Source organism: Xanthomonas vesicatoria ATCC 35937 (assembly GCF_001908725.1).
GTDB classification, from domain to species: domain Bacteria; phylum Pseudomonadota; class Gammaproteobacteria; order Xanthomonadales; family Xanthomonadaceae; genus Xanthomonas; species Xanthomonas vesicatoria.
In genome coordinates this window covers 4,398,957-4,414,116 of record NZ_CP018725.1, presented here as the reverse complement: position 1 = coordinate 4,414,116, position 15,160 = coordinate 4,398,957, and the positions used below count along the sequence as shown (strand labels likewise).

The 15,160-nt window shown below is 65.5% G+C and carries 13 protein-coding genes; 5 read left to right on the top strand and 8 right to left on the bottom strand.

The window, feature by feature from the left end; translation table 11 throughout:
* Positions 1-82 precede the first annotated feature (82 nt).
* From BJD12_RS19285 to BJD12_RS19255, 7 genes are all read right to left on the bottom strand, one after another.
* Complete coding sequence (locus tag BJD12_RS19285; protein ID WP_058564061.1) at positions 83-1,498, bottom strand: Y-family DNA polymerase; 1,416 nt, start codon at positions 1,496-1,498, stop codon at positions 83-85.
* Positions 1,499-1,507: 9 nt separating this feature from the next.
* Complete coding sequence (gene imuA / locus BJD12_RS19280) at positions 1,508-2,158, bottom strand: translesion DNA synthesis-associated protein ImuA (RefSeq protein ID WP_058563327.1); 651 nt, start codon at positions 2,156-2,158, stop codon at positions 1,508-1,510.
* 1 nt (position 2,159) lies between these two features.
* Positions 2,160-2,765: a transcriptional repressor LexA gene (gene lexA, locus BJD12_RS19275; protein ID WP_005997492.1), complete on the bottom strand. Its 606-nt coding sequence runs from the start codon at positions 2,763-2,765 to the stop codon at positions 2,160-2,162.
* Between the two features lie 507 nt (positions 2,766-3,272).
* The gene (locus tag BJD12_RS19270; protein ID WP_005997494.1) at positions 3,273-3,776 is read right to left on the bottom strand and encodes a DUF6496 domain-containing protein; all 504 of its coding nucleotides are present in this window, start codon (positions 3,774-3,776) and stop codon (positions 3,273-3,275) included.
* A gap of 169 nt (positions 3,777-3,945) precedes the next feature.
* Positions 3,946-4,287: a cupin domain-containing protein gene (locus tag BJD12_RS19265; RefSeq protein ID WP_005997496.1), complete on the bottom strand. Its 342-nt coding sequence runs from the start codon at positions 4,285-4,287 to the stop codon at positions 3,946-3,948.
* Positions 4,288-4,351: 64 nt separating this feature from the next.
* Entirely contained in the window at positions 4,352-4,942 is a 591-nt protein-coding gene (locus BJD12_RS19260) for a GIY-YIG nuclease family protein (protein ID WP_005997499.1), read from the bottom strand.
* On the bottom strand, positions 4,939-6,267 hold the full coding sequence (locus tag BJD12_RS19255) for a DUF763 domain-containing protein (RefSeq protein WP_005997501.1): 1,329 nt from the start codon (positions 6,265-6,267) through the stop codon (positions 4,939-4,941). The genes BJD12_RS19260 and BJD12_RS19255 overlap by 4 nt, the downstream gene beginning before the upstream one ends.
* 297 nt (positions 6,268-6,564) lie before the next feature.
* On the opposite strand from BJD12_RS19255, the gene BJD12_RS19250 reads away from it, so the two are divergent.
* The 3 genes from BJD12_RS19250 to BJD12_RS19240 are packed head-to-tail and all read left to right on the top strand — an operon-like array spanning position 6,565 to position 10,498.
* Positions 6,565-7,143 carry a (2Fe-2S)-binding protein gene (locus tag BJD12_RS19250; protein WP_005997503.1) on the top strand — a complete coding sequence of 193 codons (579 nt, stop codon included), beginning with the start codon at positions 6,565-6,567 and terminating at the stop codon, positions 7,141-7,143.
* Positions 7,116-8,204, top strand: a complete 1,089-nt coding sequence (locus BJD12_RS19245) for an FAD binding domain-containing protein (RefSeq protein WP_005997505.1) — start codon at positions 7,116-7,118, stop codon at positions 8,202-8,204. The genes BJD12_RS19250 and BJD12_RS19245 overlap by 28 nt, the downstream gene beginning before the upstream one ends.
* Entirely contained in the window at positions 8,201-10,498 is a 2,298-nt protein-coding gene (locus tag BJD12_RS19240; RefSeq protein WP_005997506.1) for a xanthine dehydrogenase family protein molybdopterin-binding subunit, read from the top strand. The genes BJD12_RS19245 and BJD12_RS19240 overlap by 4 nt, the downstream gene beginning before the upstream one ends.
* 362 nt (positions 10,499-10,860) lie before the next feature.
* Here BJD12_RS19240 and BJD12_RS19235 read toward each other — a convergent pair whose 3' ends face one another.
* Positions 10,861-11,412: a TetR/AcrR family transcriptional regulator gene (locus tag BJD12_RS19235; RefSeq protein WP_228862365.1), complete on the bottom strand. Its 552-nt coding sequence runs from the start codon at positions 11,410-11,412 to the stop codon at positions 10,861-10,863.
* 132 nt (positions 11,413-11,544) lie between these two features.
* Between BJD12_RS19235 and BJD12_RS19230 the strand changes: the two genes are divergently transcribed.
* Positions 11,545-12,618, top strand: a complete 1,074-nt coding sequence (locus BJD12_RS19230) for an NAD(P)-dependent alcohol dehydrogenase (protein ID WP_005997509.1) — start codon at positions 11,545-11,547, stop codon at positions 12,616-12,618.
* A 187-nt stretch (positions 12,619-12,805) separates the two neighbouring features.
* Positions 12,806-15,091, top strand: a complete 2,286-nt coding sequence (locus BJD12_RS19225) for a glycoside hydrolase family 3 N-terminal domain-containing protein (RefSeq protein WP_042828686.1) — start codon at positions 12,806-12,808, stop codon at positions 15,089-15,091.
* The last annotated feature ends 69 nt before the right edge of the window (positions 15,092-15,160 follow it).

The window sequence follows — 15,160 nt, the reverse complement described above, 5'->3', positions numbered from 1 at the left end:
GTCATGGTGCTGGGCGCGTGCGGCAGTGCGGCGGCGACCAGCCAGCCACCCATGCTGCATTCCGGCAATGGCATGCGTGGGATCATGCAAACCACCCATGCAGCATCCAGCCCTCCACATGCCCGGGCGCGGCGAACACCCAGCCACGGCGGCCGCGCGCGGTCTCCACCACGTAGTAATCGCGACGCGCCTCGTCGTCCCACCAGCCGCTTTCCAGACGCTCCGGGCCGGAGACTATGCGCAGGTGCGGGTCGTGCAGCGGCACCGGTTGCGGCAGCAGCCAGGTAGGGCGCGGCGGACGTGGTGGCGCGGCAGTTTCGCGCACCGCATCGCCGATGGCGCGACGCCAGGCACGTTCCGGGCGCGGGTCGTTGGCTGGCAGCACGCGGTACACCGCCTCATCGCCCAGCCGCGCACGCAGCCGTTCGCGCAGTTGCGGCCACTCCACCGATTGCTGCGCGCGTTGATCGAACAGGTCGCGCATGGCCGGCACGAATGGCGGCAGTTGCCGTGCCAGCAGGCGCATCGCCACCACCGGCCGCGGAATCTCCACCCGCTCCAGCCGGTTGCGGGCCAGCTCGAACAACAACGTGGGCGCACGCTCCGGCGTCAGCAACCCGATTTCCACATCGGTGGCGCCCTGTTCGTGCTCCAGACGCAGCAAAAAGCGTTGCACGCCGCCATCGCGAATGGACAGATACGTACACAGATCGCCGATCAACCTGCGCAATGGAAACAGCAGCGCCGGATGGGTTTCCACCTCGTAGCCCAGCTCCACCCGTTGGTCGAAATGGTCCGGAGGCGCGTAGCACTCCAGTGGGTCATCGACGTTGCCGTAGAGCCGATCCAGATGATCGAGCAGGCCCGCGCCGAAGCGTCGCTGCAACCCGTCGCGCGGCAAGGCACGTACCGCCGCGAGCGTGCGCACGCCCATGTGCTGCAGGCGCTCGCCGATATCGCCTGGCAATGCGGCGCGGCGCACTGGTACGTTGTCGAGCGTGCTGTGCAGGGCCGGCAACTGCGTCACCGCCATGCCGTCGCGCAGGCCGGCCAGCACGCGTGCGGCGCGCGGTGTGGGTGCCAGGGCAAGCCGATGCTGGAAGCCCAACGCCTGCAATTCGTCGCGCAGGCGACGCTCGAAGCGCGGCCAGGGGCCGAACAGGCGAAAGCTGGCGCCCGCCTCCAGCACGATGGCACGCGACCATTGCTGGCTCACCAACGAACTGTGCCGGTACGCCCAGGCCGCCAGAAACCGCTGCGTGCGCGCTTCGTTCTGCGCGTCGTAATCGATGGTGCGTACCTGCGTCATCAACGCATGCGCTGCCGACAGCCGCATGCCGGCCTTCAGCCCGGCCGCGGCAGCGGCGGCATTGACCGAGTGCAGGCTGCGCAACTGCGCCGGGCCTTCCACCAGCACCAGTGGCGCCTGCGGCTCTTCAAGCCGCCGTAGAACGGCGTCCAGCGCCAGCTGGGGCAATAAGATGCAGGCCCACAACATGCGCGCGGCTCAATGCGCCAGCCGCAAGGGCTGCGAAGGCACCTGACCACCGCGGCACTTGCGCACCTGCCAGGCATCGCGCTCGGGCAGGAATTCCAGCCGCAAGGCCGCCGGCGATGCATTCACCGCATGGCGGCGATCGCGCAATGCAAACGCGCAGCAATTGCCGCTATCGGCCGCCACCTGCAACCGGCGCAGCGCACGCGCATCGCCGGTCTGGGGCCACCCCAGCACTGCGGCACAGGCGCCGCTGCGCAGGCATTGTTCGAACGCCCACAAGGCGTCGCGCGGCTCGGCCTGCACCACTTCCAGATACTCCAGCACCACCCCGCCCGCTTGCCAAGCCGGCGCATACGGAATGAACGGCGGCGCCACCAGCATCACCCGGCTGCTGGCGCCGGTCATCCGCGCCAGCGTGGGCAACAACAAGGCGATCTCGCCGATGCCATGCGCAGGCAACAACAACTCGGTCAATGCACGCCGCGGCCAGCCGCCATCGGGCAGCAGCGCATCCAGGGCGGCATGCCCGGTGGATTCGCCGCCATTGGCGGTGGCGGTGCCTTGGCCTGCACGCCATACCGTGCGCGCGGCCAGCAAGGCGTCCAGCGGCATGGCCAGCGCGGCATTACCGTGTTGTCGCAGCTGCACCGGCTCGCTCATCTCAGCCCTGCCGGATCAGGCCGCAATACAGCCCTTCGATCGCGAAGTCGGCATCGGCCGCCACCACGATCGGCGCATGCGCGCGGTTGCGCGGCAGCAGGCGGATGCGCTCGGGCCCGCGCTCCAGGCGCTTGATGGTGATTTCGCCATCCACCCGCGCTACCACGATCTGCCCGTCGCGCGCCTCGTTGCTGCGATGCACGCCGACCAGGTCGCCATCCAGGATGCCGTCGTCGATCATCGAATCGCCCTGCACCTTCAGCAGGTAATCCGGGCGCAGCGAAAACAGCGTACGGTCCAGCCATAGCTGCCGCTCCAGCCCGATATCCGCCCCGATCGGCACACCGGCCGCCACCCGGCCCAGCACCGGCAAGGCCAGCAGGGCATCGCGCCCGGCGCCGCCCGGCACGCGGATGCCGCGCTTCTGGTTGGGCAGCAGTTCGATCAACCCGGCCTCGGCTAGCGCCTGCACGTGCTTTTGCGCGGCATTGCGCGAGGCGAAGCCGAACGCCTGCGCAATCTCGGCCAGGCTGGGCGATACGCCGGCCTGGGCCTGCTGCTGCAGGAAGGCCAGCACCGCAGCACGTTTGGGGGGTAAGGGGGTCATGGAAGATGAGGACCGCGCGGGACAAGGTGTACATTTGTACACTTATCGGTCGCAACAGGCGAGATTGGCTGGTGCAGGTTGCTGACTCGCTTCAGCACGCGTGGCTACGAGCTTGAGGCTCCGAGTTATGACTTTGGCACTAACACGTCCGCAACAGCTATCACCGACCGCGCGCGTCTACTGGATTTGATGAAGTGGCCCGCAAGCGTGACCCACGGGCTTGCGCGCTATACCCGTTCGTCGATGGCACAAACGCACTGCCCGTGTTTGCCATCGGGCGTTTCTAGCGCGCACTGCAGCCGAGCTCACGGCGTCGCAGAAGTATGTCGCCATGATGAGATTGGCCGGTGGCGCAAGGAGCGAGGCGACTTTGCCCACTGATTGCGCCCACCTATGCGCCTGTAGGCAGAGCCACAGGTCGTCCGCCCTCAGTGCTTGACGGCTGACGTCGCATACGTGCGGCTCGAATGCATGCAGGCATTGGTGCCTGCACTTTGCCCGTCGCGCTTAATCGGCCTGCTTACGCGTCTTGGCGGCTTTCTTGGCAGCCTGCTTGCGTACAGCCGGACCTTTGGTTCTGGCTGCCTTTTCCGCGGCCGCCGAACGATCGCTGACGGTGCGTTTTTTTGCGGCCTGCCTGGTCTGGGTCGACAACGCATGCTTGCCGACGGTCTTCTTGGCCGTGGTCTTCTTGCTCGCCGTCTTCAAGGCTTTCTTAGCGCCTGCCGAACGCGTGGGCGAGGTGGGCGTATCGGACGTGGCGGCTGCCTTGTCCTGGGCGGCTTTTTTCTTGGTGGCTGTGGACGCGGACTTGGACGGTGCGGCATCCACGCCATCGCGGCGCGCCTTCGACAGACCGATCGCGATCGCCTGCTTGGTGTTCTTGACGCCATGCGCGCCCTTGCGCACCTGGTCGATTTCTTCTTTGACGTATTCGCCGGCTTGCGTGCTTGCCGACTTTCCTTCGCGCTTGTCCTTGGCGGCCGCGCGGCGCGTGCTGGCTTCTGGCATGAGACGTTCCACAGCGTGAGTGATGGCTGGATGTAGCAAGCCCGGCGTCAATGCACGGTGGTTGTCGCGCTCACAAAACGTTGAAGCGCCAGCACCAACCGGATGCAGCCGGCCGGCAGTGCATTGGCGCCTGATGCGGCAACGCGTTGATGCAAACGCCAACGCCGGTCTACGACTCGCCGGCCGGCAATGGTTCTCCTTGCGCGTCGTATGCAGGCGGGTGATAGAAGTTCACCGTTTTTAACGGGGTGGCGCCGGTGTTACGGATCTCGTGCACCTGGCCGCGTTCGATCGCAATCAAGCTGCCGGCCTGCAACGGATGCGTGTGTCCATCCACCACGGCCGTGCCGCTGCCATCGACCACATACACCCATTGATCGGAACCGCGGTGACGATTATCCGGCCCACCTTCGCCATCGCCGGGCGCGATCACCATTTCGGCGGCCTGCACCTGGCGCACCGAAAACAACACCTTGAACGCTTCGGTCAATGTCAGCTGCGCGCTCTGCATGCGGCATCTCCTCATGAACTGCGGCGATGCTGGGCGCACCTGCGTCAACGCGTTGGCAACATGGCTACCGGCCGCGGCAATACCAGGTCCACACCTGCTCGGGCAGATGCGCCTGCAACGGCAGATCCAGTACGCGGTAGCCATCGAGCACATCGCGCAGCGCGCGTTGCGCCGGTGTCGTTGCGACCAGGCCATCCAGTTCGTCCGGGCTCAGCTGCACCGCAGACCAGTCGTAGAGCCGGTCGATCCGCTGCGCCATTGCTGCCTGCAGCCAGTCGTGCAGCACGAACACGCGGTACCCGTGCGTCTGCAGGTCCGCCACTGCCAGCTGCAGCGCGTCACTCACCCCACGAAACCACTCGGTATGCCCACCGGCGATCGCACGGATCGCCATGGGCGCCGGTGCGTTGTGGGCAAGCAGCGGACGACGCAACTGCAGCTCCAAATCACGCGCATCGCGCTCGCGTTCGGTTTCCACCAGCAGACCCCGCTCCAGATCGAAAAAATCGAACCAGCGCGGATGCAGGCTGCCGATGCGCCCCAATGGATCGCGCGAAAAACCGATCTTGCAATGGTCTTCCCACTGGCACGGAAACACATAGGTAAAACAGCGGCCATCGGTCGCGACGGGTGCAGTGCTGCGCCGCGTACTCATCGCCGGCCTGCACGTGCGCGCGTCGGCACAGCGGCGCGCACCGTCTCCGGCGCCTGCTCCCAACCGAACACACTGCGCCCGCCGAAGCGATGCGACGCAGCGCGTTCCTGCGCGATGTAGTCCTCTACCGTGGGGCCCTGCGCAGTGGCTTCGAGCCGGCGTGCCTGCGCATCCAGCCGCGCAATCGCCTGCAGCCGTTCCTCGTTGCCCAACTTGGCCTGCTGCATCGCGTGTTTGAGCACCCCGATGGTGTGGTCGAGCACATGGGTCGGCACCGGAAACGGCTGCCTGTCCTTGCCGCCATGGGCCAGCGAAAAGCGCGCCGGGTCGCTGAACCGGCACGGTGTGCCATGCACCACCTCGGCCACCATCGCAAGCGAGCGCAACGTGCGTGCACCGACGCCAGGCACCTGCAGCAAGGCGGTGAAATCCGTCGGCCCCGCCTCCGCTGCTGCAGCCAGACTCGCGTGCAATCGCCGCGCAATTACGTTCTCGCTGCGCACCTCATGGTGATCGGGCATGGACAGATGCGGCTGCTGCGCCGGCTCCCAGGCATGGCCGGCAAACAGATCGCCGGTCACCGGCGCTTGCACCGCAGGCGGCGCAGGCGCGGCCGCATCGGCGATGCGCTGCCACTGCCGGGCCAGTTGATCCGGCGCGGTGGTGCGCAACAACGCCACCTGCGCCTCACGCGAAGCCGCGGCGCGCTGGTCGGCGAGGTTGACGATGTTGCCTTGGTGCCTGCCGTCGATCGCCGCATGCGGCGCATCGACAAAACTGCTCAAGCCTTCGGAAAGCCAATGATAACGGCGCGCCTGCTTGCGCTCACCATGCATGCCCTGTTGCACCACGACCCAACGCCCGTCGTCGCTGACGATGAAGCCATGCAGGTACAGGTCGAAGCCATCCTGCACCGCAGCGCTATCCACCTTGGCCACCAGGCGGCTGGCCTGTGCCAATGCGGCGCCATCGAGCCCGACTGCGTCGCCCACTGCCAACAACTCGGCAGGTGTAGCGCGCGAATGCCGGCCGCGCCCGCCACACACATGGATACCAAGCTCGCCAGCCAAGGGCGTCAGTCCGCGCTTGAGTGCGCCAATCACGCTGGTGGTGATGCCGGACGAATGCCAGTCCATCCCCATCACTGCGCCGAACGATTGAAACCAGAACGGATGGGCAAGCCGCCGCAACAATTCATCGCGCCCATAACTGTGCACGATCGCCTCGCACATCACCGCGCCCAACCGCGTCATCCGCTGGCCCAGCCACTGCGGGACGCGCCCGCCGTGCAGCGGAAGATCCGCACTGCCGCCGCGCCGGCTCATTGCTGCCACTGCTGATTCATGCGGCAAGGATAACGGCGATGCGTCGCAGCAGCTGGGACGCATGCGCGACAGCCGGCAGATATATCTGACGAATTCAGCTCGCCACGCCAGCGCGCGAAGCGTGCAACAGATGCGCGCAATGCATGCCCGCACGGGCAGGAGTGCAACCGTCACAGTGGCGCAGATCACCGCCACCGGCCGCATCGCATCGGCATCAATCACCCATGTGGTCACTCAGCGTTGACCACATCGCCGTCAAGGTGGTGTTCCTCCTCAAGCCATCGCCACGGGGTTCGCATGAATGCCACGCCCGCCACCGCCCATGACACGGCGCCGGCAACCGCTACTGCACACGCACCGACCTATCCGGTCAATCTGCGCATCAATGGTCAACCCTATCAATTACAACTGGAAGCCTGGATCAGCCTGCTCGATCTATTGCGCGACCGGCTCGATCTCACCGGCAGCAAAAAAGGCTGCGATCATGGCCAATGCGGTGCCTGCACGGTGCTGGTCGACGGCCGCCGCATCAACAGCTGCCTGACCCTTGCAGTGATGCAGGACGGCGCCGAGATCACCACGGTCGAAGGCCTGGCCGATGGCGAGCAGCTGCATCCACTGCAGCGCGCCTTCATCGCACACGATGCCTTCCAGTGCGGCTATTGCACGCCGGGCCAGCTGTGTTCCGCAGTCGGCCTGCTCAATGAAGGCAAGGCGCATGACCGCGACCAGGTGCGCGAGCTGATGAGCGGCAATCTCTGCCGTTGCGGTGCGTATCCGCAGATCACCGACGCGGTGATGGAAGTGATGGGCAAGCCCAGCGACAGCAGCGACAGCGCTGCCACGCCGTGGACGCCCGGGACGGTGCCGGCATGATCCCGCTCAGCTACGCGCGCCCGGACAGCGTGGATGCCGCGCTCGCCGCCATCGCACCGCGCGGCAACGACCCGCATCCGGTGCCATCCGATGCGCCGGTGCGCCTGATCGCCGGCGGCACCAATCTCACCGATTTGATGAAGCTGCAGTTGATGCGGCCCAGCAGTCTGGTCGACATCAATCGCCTGCCGCTGGACAGCATCAGCGCGCTGCCGGAAGGCGGCCTGCGTCTGGGCGCGCTTGCACGCAATGCCGACACCGCGTATCACCCCGACGTCGAGTCGCGTTACCCACTCTTGAGCGCGGCAATCCTGGCCGGCGCCTCGCCGCAGATCCGCAACATGGCCAGCAATGGCGGCAATCTGTTGCAACGCACGCGCTGCATGTATTTCTACGACCGTGCCACACCTTGCAACAAGCGTGCTCCGGGCAGCGGGTGTTCGGCCATTGGCGGGCTAACCAAGTACAACGCCATTCTCGGTACCAGCGCACACTGCATCGCCACGCATCCCTCGGATATGTGTGTGGCCTTGGCAGCACTGAATGCGGTGGTGCATGTGCAAGGTCCACACGGCGAACGGGACATTGCGTTTGCCGACTTCCATCGCCTGCCCGGCGATCACCCGGAACTGGACAGCACCCTGGCGCCAGACGAACTGATCGTGCATATCGATCTACCCGACGCGCAACGCTTTGTCGCCCACAGCGCTTACTTGAAAATCCGCGAGCGCTTGTCGTATGCGTTTGCGCTGGTGTCGGTGGCTGCCGCGCTGGATTTAAGAGAGGACGGCAGCATCGGCGAGGTGCGTGTTGCCCTCGGTGGGGTGGCGCATAAGCCGTGGCGCAACCCCGATGCAGAAGCGCAGCTGGTGGGTTTACCTGCCACGGCAGACACGTTCGCAGGTCTGGCCGATGTCTTGCTGCAGGGCGCAAAACCGCAGGGCGAAAATGCCTTCAAGCTGCCTTTGGCGCGCCGCGCCATCGTGCGCGCACTGGAGGTCGCACGCGAGGGCACCATCGACAACCGCGGGCGCACCAGCGCGCTGGAGGAATCGCCATGAACGTACGCAGTACCGATCTGTCCAACAGTGAATTGACCCCGCCGGTCGCCGATCATGGCACCGGCTTCCGCCCCACCGGCACCGGTGTGCCACGTATTGATGGGCGTGCGAAGGTGACCGGCCAGGCGCGCTATGCGGCCGAATGGCCGGTGCCGGATCTGGCCTATGGCGTGGTGGTTAGCAGCAGTATCGCCAAGGGCACCATCGTCGGCTTCGATCTGGCCGCCGCACGCGCGGTGCCGGGTGTGCTGGAGATCGTCACCCATGAAAATCGCCCGCACATGCGTGGCATGGACCTGTTTTACAAGGACATGACCGCACCGGCCGGCTCGCCGTTTCGCCCGCTGTACGACAACACCGTGCTCTATAGCGGGCAACCGATAGCGCTGGTGGTGGCAGACACGTTCGAGGCTGCGCGCCATGCGGCGCATCTGGTGCAGGTGGAGTACGCCCAGGAGCCGCACGAAACCAACCTGATGACCAACCTGGACCGGGCGCACAAGCCCAAGTCGTTGAAGGCGGGATTTTCGCCACCGCCCAAGGACAAGGGCGAGCCAGACACCGCTTTCGTCAACGCCGCCTGTCAGGTGCAGGCCGATTACTACAGCGGTGTGGAACACCACAACCCGATGGAGTTGTTCGCCTCCACCGTGATCCGTGAGGACGACGGCCACTTCACCATCTACGACAAGACCCAGGGCTCGCAGAACAGCCGCTGGTACGTGTCGCATGTGTTTGGCCTGAGTAAACGCAAGGTCACCGTGCGCAATCCATATGTCGGCGGCGCGTTCGGCTCCGGCCTGCGGCCGCAATATCAACTGGCGCTGGCGGTGATGGCGTCCATCATGTTGGACCGCTCGGTGCGTGTGGTGTTGACACGGCAGCAGATGTTCACGTTTGGCCATCGTCCGGAAACCGTGCAGCGACTCAAACTTGGCGCCGACCGCGATGGCACCCTGCGCGCCATCTGGCACGAGGCCATCGCCGAGACATCGCGGATCGAAGATTACGTCGAGGTGGTGGTCAACTGGAGTGGGCAGCTGTATGCCTGCGATAACGTGCGCCTGGGCTACAACCTGGTCAGCCTGGATCAGTACAGCCCGATGGACATGCGTGCGCCCGGCGCCACCCACGGCGTCCATGCGCTGGAAGTGGCGATGGACGAGCTGGCCTACGAGGTAGGGATCGATCCACTGGCGTTGCGCTTGAAGAATTATGCCGAGGTCAATCCGGCCGACGACAAGCCGTTTTCCACCAAGGCGCTGCGCGAGTGTTACCAGCAAGGCGCCGAGCGCTTCGGCTGGGCACAGCGCCCGCTGCAGCCGGGCGCACGCAAGGAAGGCAGCGAATGGGTCGGCTGGGGCATGGCGACCGGGCAGTGGGATGCAATGCAGATGTTTGCGCGCGCCCATGCCGTGCTGCACGCCGATGGCCGCCTGGTAGTGAGCAGTGCAGCCAGCGATATCGGCACCGGTACCTATACGGTGATGGCCATGATCGCTGCCGAAGCGCTCGGTCTGCCGCTGGAGCAGGTGACCTTCAAGCTCGGCGATTCGACGTTGCCTGTCGCACCCATCGAAGGCGGTTCTTCGCATGTCACCACGATCGGCTCGGCAGTAGACGGGGTGTGCGGCAAGTTGCGCACGCGGCTGCTGCGCTTGGCCCAGGCCCTGCCCGATTCGCGTTTTGCACGGGCCAAGCTGGACGATGTGGTCTTTGCCGATGGCACGATCGCGTTGCGTGCCGATGCCAGCAGCGCCATTGCATTACCGGAGTTGCTGCGCGCCGCCGAACTGGAGCAGGTCGAAGACAAGTTCCTGTTGCTGCCCAATGTGCTCAAGCAGCGCAAATACACCCGTGCCACGCACGGAGCGGTGTTCGTGGAAGTGCGCGTGGACGAAGAGCTGGGCACCGTGCGGGTGACGCGCGTGGTTAGCGCGATTGCTGCGGGCCGCATCCTCAACCCCACCACTGCACGCAGCCAGATCATCGGCGGCGTGGTCTGGGGCATCGGCCAGGCCTTGCACGAACATACCCAGTCCGATCACCGCTTCGGCCGCTTCATGAACCACGATCTGGCGCTGTACCACGTTTCCGCCAATGCCGACATCCACGACATCGATGTGATCTTCGCCGACGAAGACGACCGCGTAGTCAGTAGCCTGGGCGCGAAGGGGGTCGGCGAGATCGGTCAGGTAGGTGTGTCGGCAGCGATCTGCAACGCCATCTTCCACGCCACCGGCAAGCGCATCCGCAGCACGCCAATGACGCCGGACAAGGTGATGGCGGACTGAAGCCACCCGCTGCGGAATCTGATGGTTCCGCAGCACATGCCATGGCATCTGGTGACGGCTCGACATCGCACGGTGTCGAGCCCGCTGTTCAATCGGGGCCGCTGCACAAGCGCAGGCTCATTGCCACTGAAAGAAGATCAAACAGCACAGTCTGGCGACCTCGGCACGTGCCATCACGCACAGTGATCGCTGCAGGACATGACCTTGTCCTATGCGTCGGCTAAGCAAGCGCAACACACGTCCAGTGCCACCAGCCCGCGGACATCAACTGCGATAGCCAATTCAGCGCGGCGCAGCGCCGACACGCACAAGCCATCCCACCTGAGTGCCACCGGCATCACCGTCCCCGCACGGCCTTGTGCTTACCCGGTGTCTGCGCATTCCCCGCCTGCACCGTGGACCAATGCCATGGTGATCAGCCCGGCAATCAAACGCCGCAGCACCGCTTCATTATCCGCCGAGGCCTTGAGGCTGGTCGTGGCAAGTCGCAGGATGTAAGCAAGATCGGCCGCGGACATCGCACTGTTTGCGTGTACATGCGGGCTGAGCAACCGCACCAGCATGGCTTCCATCTGCTGGTACAGCGCATCCAGCGCGGCGGGCGCATACACCCCGCAGTTGGCCACCAGATCGATGCCGTTGTCCGAGTCGATCACCGCTGCCACCGGCTCCAGCACCCAGATATCGAACAGATGCCGTAACTGGGTCTGCAGGTCCTGCGTATCGCGCACGCGCTGCAGTGTTTCGGCCGTGCAAACGTCGCGCTGACGCGCCACCATCGCGGCGAAGATCGCCTCCTTGTTGGCAAACGCGGCGTACAGCGACGGCCGCGACATCTGCGTGGCTTGCGCGATATCGCTCATGCTCACCTTGCGGTAGCCGTGCCGCAAAAACAGCTGCAGCGCGATATCCATGACGCGCGCCTGCTTGCTTTCGGCAGGCGCCGCGACAGTGGCAGTCGCCTTCTTCGATGACTTTACACTTGACATTTTTTGTAAATACGTAAATCTTACAAGTTCTGCCAATTGTAAAGCACAGCCACCGACATGACCTCAACCAATCCCACCACCCGCGGCGCCAGCCGCACGACCCGCGCCTATGCGGCGCTCGAGAAAGAAGGCGCCATGGTGCCGTGGCAGTTCGAGCGCCGCGCAGTACGCGCCACCGATGTCGCGATCAAGGTGCTGTTCTGCGGCGTCTGCCATTCGGACCTGCACTCGGTGAACCAATGGGGCAGCGAGTACCCACTGGTCCCCGGCCACGAAATCGTCGGCGAAGTCATCGAACTCGGTGCGGACGTCGAAGGATTCGCATTGGGGCAGAAAGTGATGGTCGGCACCATTGTCGATTCCTGCCGGCACTGCGCGCCTTGCCAGGCCCACGAGGAAGTGTATTGCCGCGAGTTTCCGACGCTGACCTTCGATGGCGTGGACCGCGTAGACGGCAGCCGTACGCGCGGCGGTTATTCGGAGTACTACGTTTCCGACGCCCGCTTCGTCTACCCATTGCCCGACGGCCTGGACCCGGCCGCCGCCGCGCCATTGCTGTGTGCCGGCATCACGTGCTTTGCGCCGCTGCACCGCTACGGAATCGGCCCCGGCCACACCGTAGGCGTGGTCGGCATCGGCGGGCTTGGCCACTTGGGCATCAAGTTCGCGCGCGCCATGGGCGCGCACGTGGTGGCCTTTACCACCTCGCCGAAAAAAGCGGCAGAAGCCCAACGCCTGGGCGCGCATGAAGTGGTGCTATCGACCGATGCGGCGCAGATGGAGGCACAGGCCTTCCGTTTCGACTTCATCCTCGACACCGTCTCGCGCAGCTATCCGATGAACGACATGCTCAAGGCACTGAACCTGGACGGCACCTTGTGCACGCTGGGCCTGCCCGACCAACTGGATTTTCGCCCGGTCTTGCTGGCCATGGGGCGGCGCAAGGTCACCAGCTCAGGCACCGGCGGCACCGCCGATACGCAGGCGATGTTGGCGTTCTGCCAGCAGCACGGCATCGTCGCCGACATCGAGTTGATCCGCATGCAGGACATCAACGGCGCCTTTGTCCGTGTGCACAACAACGATGTGCACTACCGCTTCGTGATCGATCTGCAGGCATCGGCCTGGTAAGCCGGGGCCGTGGTGCAATGCCGGCGCGGCACGCACGTGTGCCGGCACTCCGTCCGGACGCTGCGACGTGCTTCCGGGCCACCGGCCATGCCTTGCCGAAACTCCCATGTCGAATGCGAACCCGACCCGCACGCGGGGCACCACGCTGATGTAGCGTGGGCGCATCTTCCGCCCAGCAAGGCTCTGCATGCCTCCGCGCACCACTCGCCGTCAATTGCTCCGTGGTGCGGCCACGCTCGCAGCGCTTGCGCGCATTCCGGCCGGGTGGGCACTGCCGCCGGGGCCAGCGCGTGGCCCGGCCTTTATCGAGACGTTGATCGCACGCATGAGCGTGGAAGAAAAGGCTGGCCAGCTCAGTCTTTTCAGCTCCGCAGAACAGGTCGACAAGGCGATCGTCGCCAACCCCCTGAGCAAGGACGCGGCCGGACGCAGCCAGCTGGCTGCGGCGCGGGCCGGGCGCTTGACTGGCGTATTCAACGGCTCCAACGTGCGCTGGCATCAGCAGTTGCAGCAGGCCGCACTCAAAAGCCGCCTGCAGATTCCCTTGTTTTTTGCCGCCGATGTGATCCACGGTTTTACCACTGTGTTTCCGGTGCCGTTGGCCGAAGCAGCCAGCTTTGAGCCCGCGCTGGCACAACGCACCGCACGTGCCGCAGCGATGGAGGCCAGCGCAGTGGGGATCGATTGGACCTTCGCGCCGATGGTGGACATTGCCCGCGATGCGCGCTGGGGCCGCGGCGTGGAAGGCGCGGGCGAAGACGTGCTGCTGGCGCAACACTTCGCGCAGGCGCGGGTGCGTGGGTTTCAAGGCGATGCCGGTCTGTCGCATGCCGACGCGCTGGCGGCCTGCCCCAAACACTTTGCCGCCTATGGCGCCGCCGAGGGAGGGCTGGATTACAACAGCGTGGATATCTCCGAGCGCACGCTGCGCGAGGTGTATCTGCCACCGTTTCAGGCCGCCTTTGTAGCCAGCGCGGTCACCACCATGGCCGCATTCAATGCATTGTCGGGCGTGCCGGCAACCGCCAATGCCTGGTTGCTCGACACGGTACTGCGGCAGGACCTGCGCTACAGGGGCCTGGTGGTGTCCGACTTCACTGCCGATCGGGAGCTGGTCGCCCATGGCGTGGCCGCCGACGACCGCGACGCGGCGCGGCTGGCGTTTCTGGCCGGGGTGGATATCAGCATGGAAAGCGGCCTGTATCTGCAACACCTGCCCGCGCTGGTCGCCGCCGGCGCGATCTCGATGACAAGGCTGGACGCATCGGTACGCCGGGTGCTGGGCTTCAAGGCGGCACTGGGCTTGTTCGACGACCCATTCCGGCGGATCCAGCCTGCACGTGCGCAACCACGGCAGCGCCGTGCAGACACCATGGCCCTGGCGCGCGAAGCGGCGCACAAGTCGATGGTATTGCTGAAGAACGACGGCGAGCTGTTGCCGTTGCGACGCAGCGGCCAACGCATTGCACTGATCGGGCCAATGGCGCGCGACTGGGTCGATCATGCGGGGCCATGGAGCCTGTTCGACCAGGACGATCGCGACAACACCCTGGCCACTGCCATGTCGCGCGCCATGACGGACCCGCAGTTGCTGCAGGTCGTGGACGGCAGCGGCTTCGATCACCCGCTACCCGGCGGCGTGCAGGCCGCGGTGGCGGCCGCGCGCAGTGCCGACGTGGCGCTGCTGGCGATCGGTGAGCCAATGACCTACTCGGGCGAGTCGCAATCGCGCACCGAGATCTGCATCCCCCAGGTCCAGCAGCAGTTGCTGGCCGCGGTGGTGGCCACCGGCACGCCGGTGGCGGTACTGCTGAGCACCGGACGCGCGCTCGCGCTCCAAGGCCCCGCACTGCAGAGCGCGGCGATTCTGGTCACCTGGTTTCTCGGCTCGCAAGCCGGCAATGCGATGTCCGATATCGTGTTCGGTGTGCAGGCGCCGTCTGGCCGTTTGCCGGTGAGCTTTCCGCATGCTTCAGGCCAGGTGCCCTACACCTATGCGCATCCGCCCAGCGGTCGCCCCAATCTGGATCCGCACAGCCTGCAGCCGTACACCACGCACTACAGCGGCGTGCCCAACACAGCGTTGTTTCCATTTGGCCATGGCCTGACCTATGGACGCATCGCCTACAGCGATCTGCAGCTGAGCGCGCCGCAGATGATGGCCACCGGGAGCCTGCAGATCACCGTGCGCATCAGCAACCGGGGCAGCCGCGACGCCGACGAAGTGGTGCAACTCTACCTGCGCGACCGCGTTGCCAGCGTCGCCCGCCCGGTGCGCGAGCTCAAGGACTTCCGCAAAGTGAAGGTGCCTGCCGGCGGCAACGTCACCGTGCAGTTCTCGCTACGCCGCAGGCATCTGGTGTTTGTCGGGCAGGCAATGACTGCGATCGTGGAGCCGGGCCTGTTCGATGTCTGGGTGGCCCCTTCTGCGGAAGCGGCGGGCGTGACTGCGAGCTTTGAATTGATGGGCTGATGCATGCCGCGATGACCAACGTGGCGGCGCTGGTCATCGGCACGGCCTGCACGTGGAGTCGCTACGTCC

Coding starts and splice junctions, on each gene's coding strand:
- BJD12_RS19225 (WP_042828686.1), top strand. CDS start 12,806: ATGCCTCCGCGCACCACTCGCCGTCAATTGCTCCGTGGTGCGGCCACG.
- BJD12_RS19265 (WP_005997496.1), bottom strand. CDS start 4,287: ATGCAGAGCGCGCAGCTGACATTGACCGAAGCGTTCAAGGTGTTGTTT.
- imuA (WP_058563327.1), bottom strand. CDS start 2,158: ATGAGCGAGCCGGTGCAGCTGCGACAACACGGTAATGCCGCGCTGGCC.
- BJD12_RS19240 (WP_005997506.1), top strand. CDS start 8,201: ATGAACGTACGCAGTACCGATCTGTCCAACAGTGAATTGACCCCGCCG.
- BJD12_RS19285 (WP_058564061.1), bottom strand. CDS start 1,498: ATGTTGTGGGCCTGCATCTTATTGCCCCAGCTGGCGCTGGACGCCGTT.
- BJD12_RS19255 (WP_005997501.1), bottom strand. CDS start 6,267: ATGAGCCGGCGCGGCGGCAGTGCGGATCTTCCGCTGCACGGCGGGCGC.
- BJD12_RS19270 (WP_005997494.1), bottom strand. CDS start 3,776: ATGCCAGAAGCCAGCACGCGCCGCGCGGCCGCCAAGGACAAGCGCGAA.
- BJD12_RS19235 (WP_228862365.1), bottom strand. CDS start 11,412: ATGGATATCGCGCTGCAGCTGTTTTTGCGGCACGGCTACCGCAAGGTG.
- BJD12_RS19230 (WP_005997509.1), top strand. CDS start 11,545: ATGACCTCAACCAATCCCACCACCCGCGGCGCCAGCCGCACGACCCGC.
- BJD12_RS19260 (WP_005997499.1), bottom strand. CDS start 4,942: ATGAGTACGCGGCGCAGCACTGCACCCGTCGCGACCGATGGCCGCTGT.
- BJD12_RS19250 (WP_005997503.1), top strand. CDS start 6,565: ATGAATGCCACGCCCGCCACCGCCCATGACACGGCGCCGGCAACCGCT.
- lexA (WP_005997492.1), bottom strand. CDS start 2,765: ATGACCCCCTTACCCCCCAAACGTGCTGCGGTGCTGGCCTTCCTGCAG.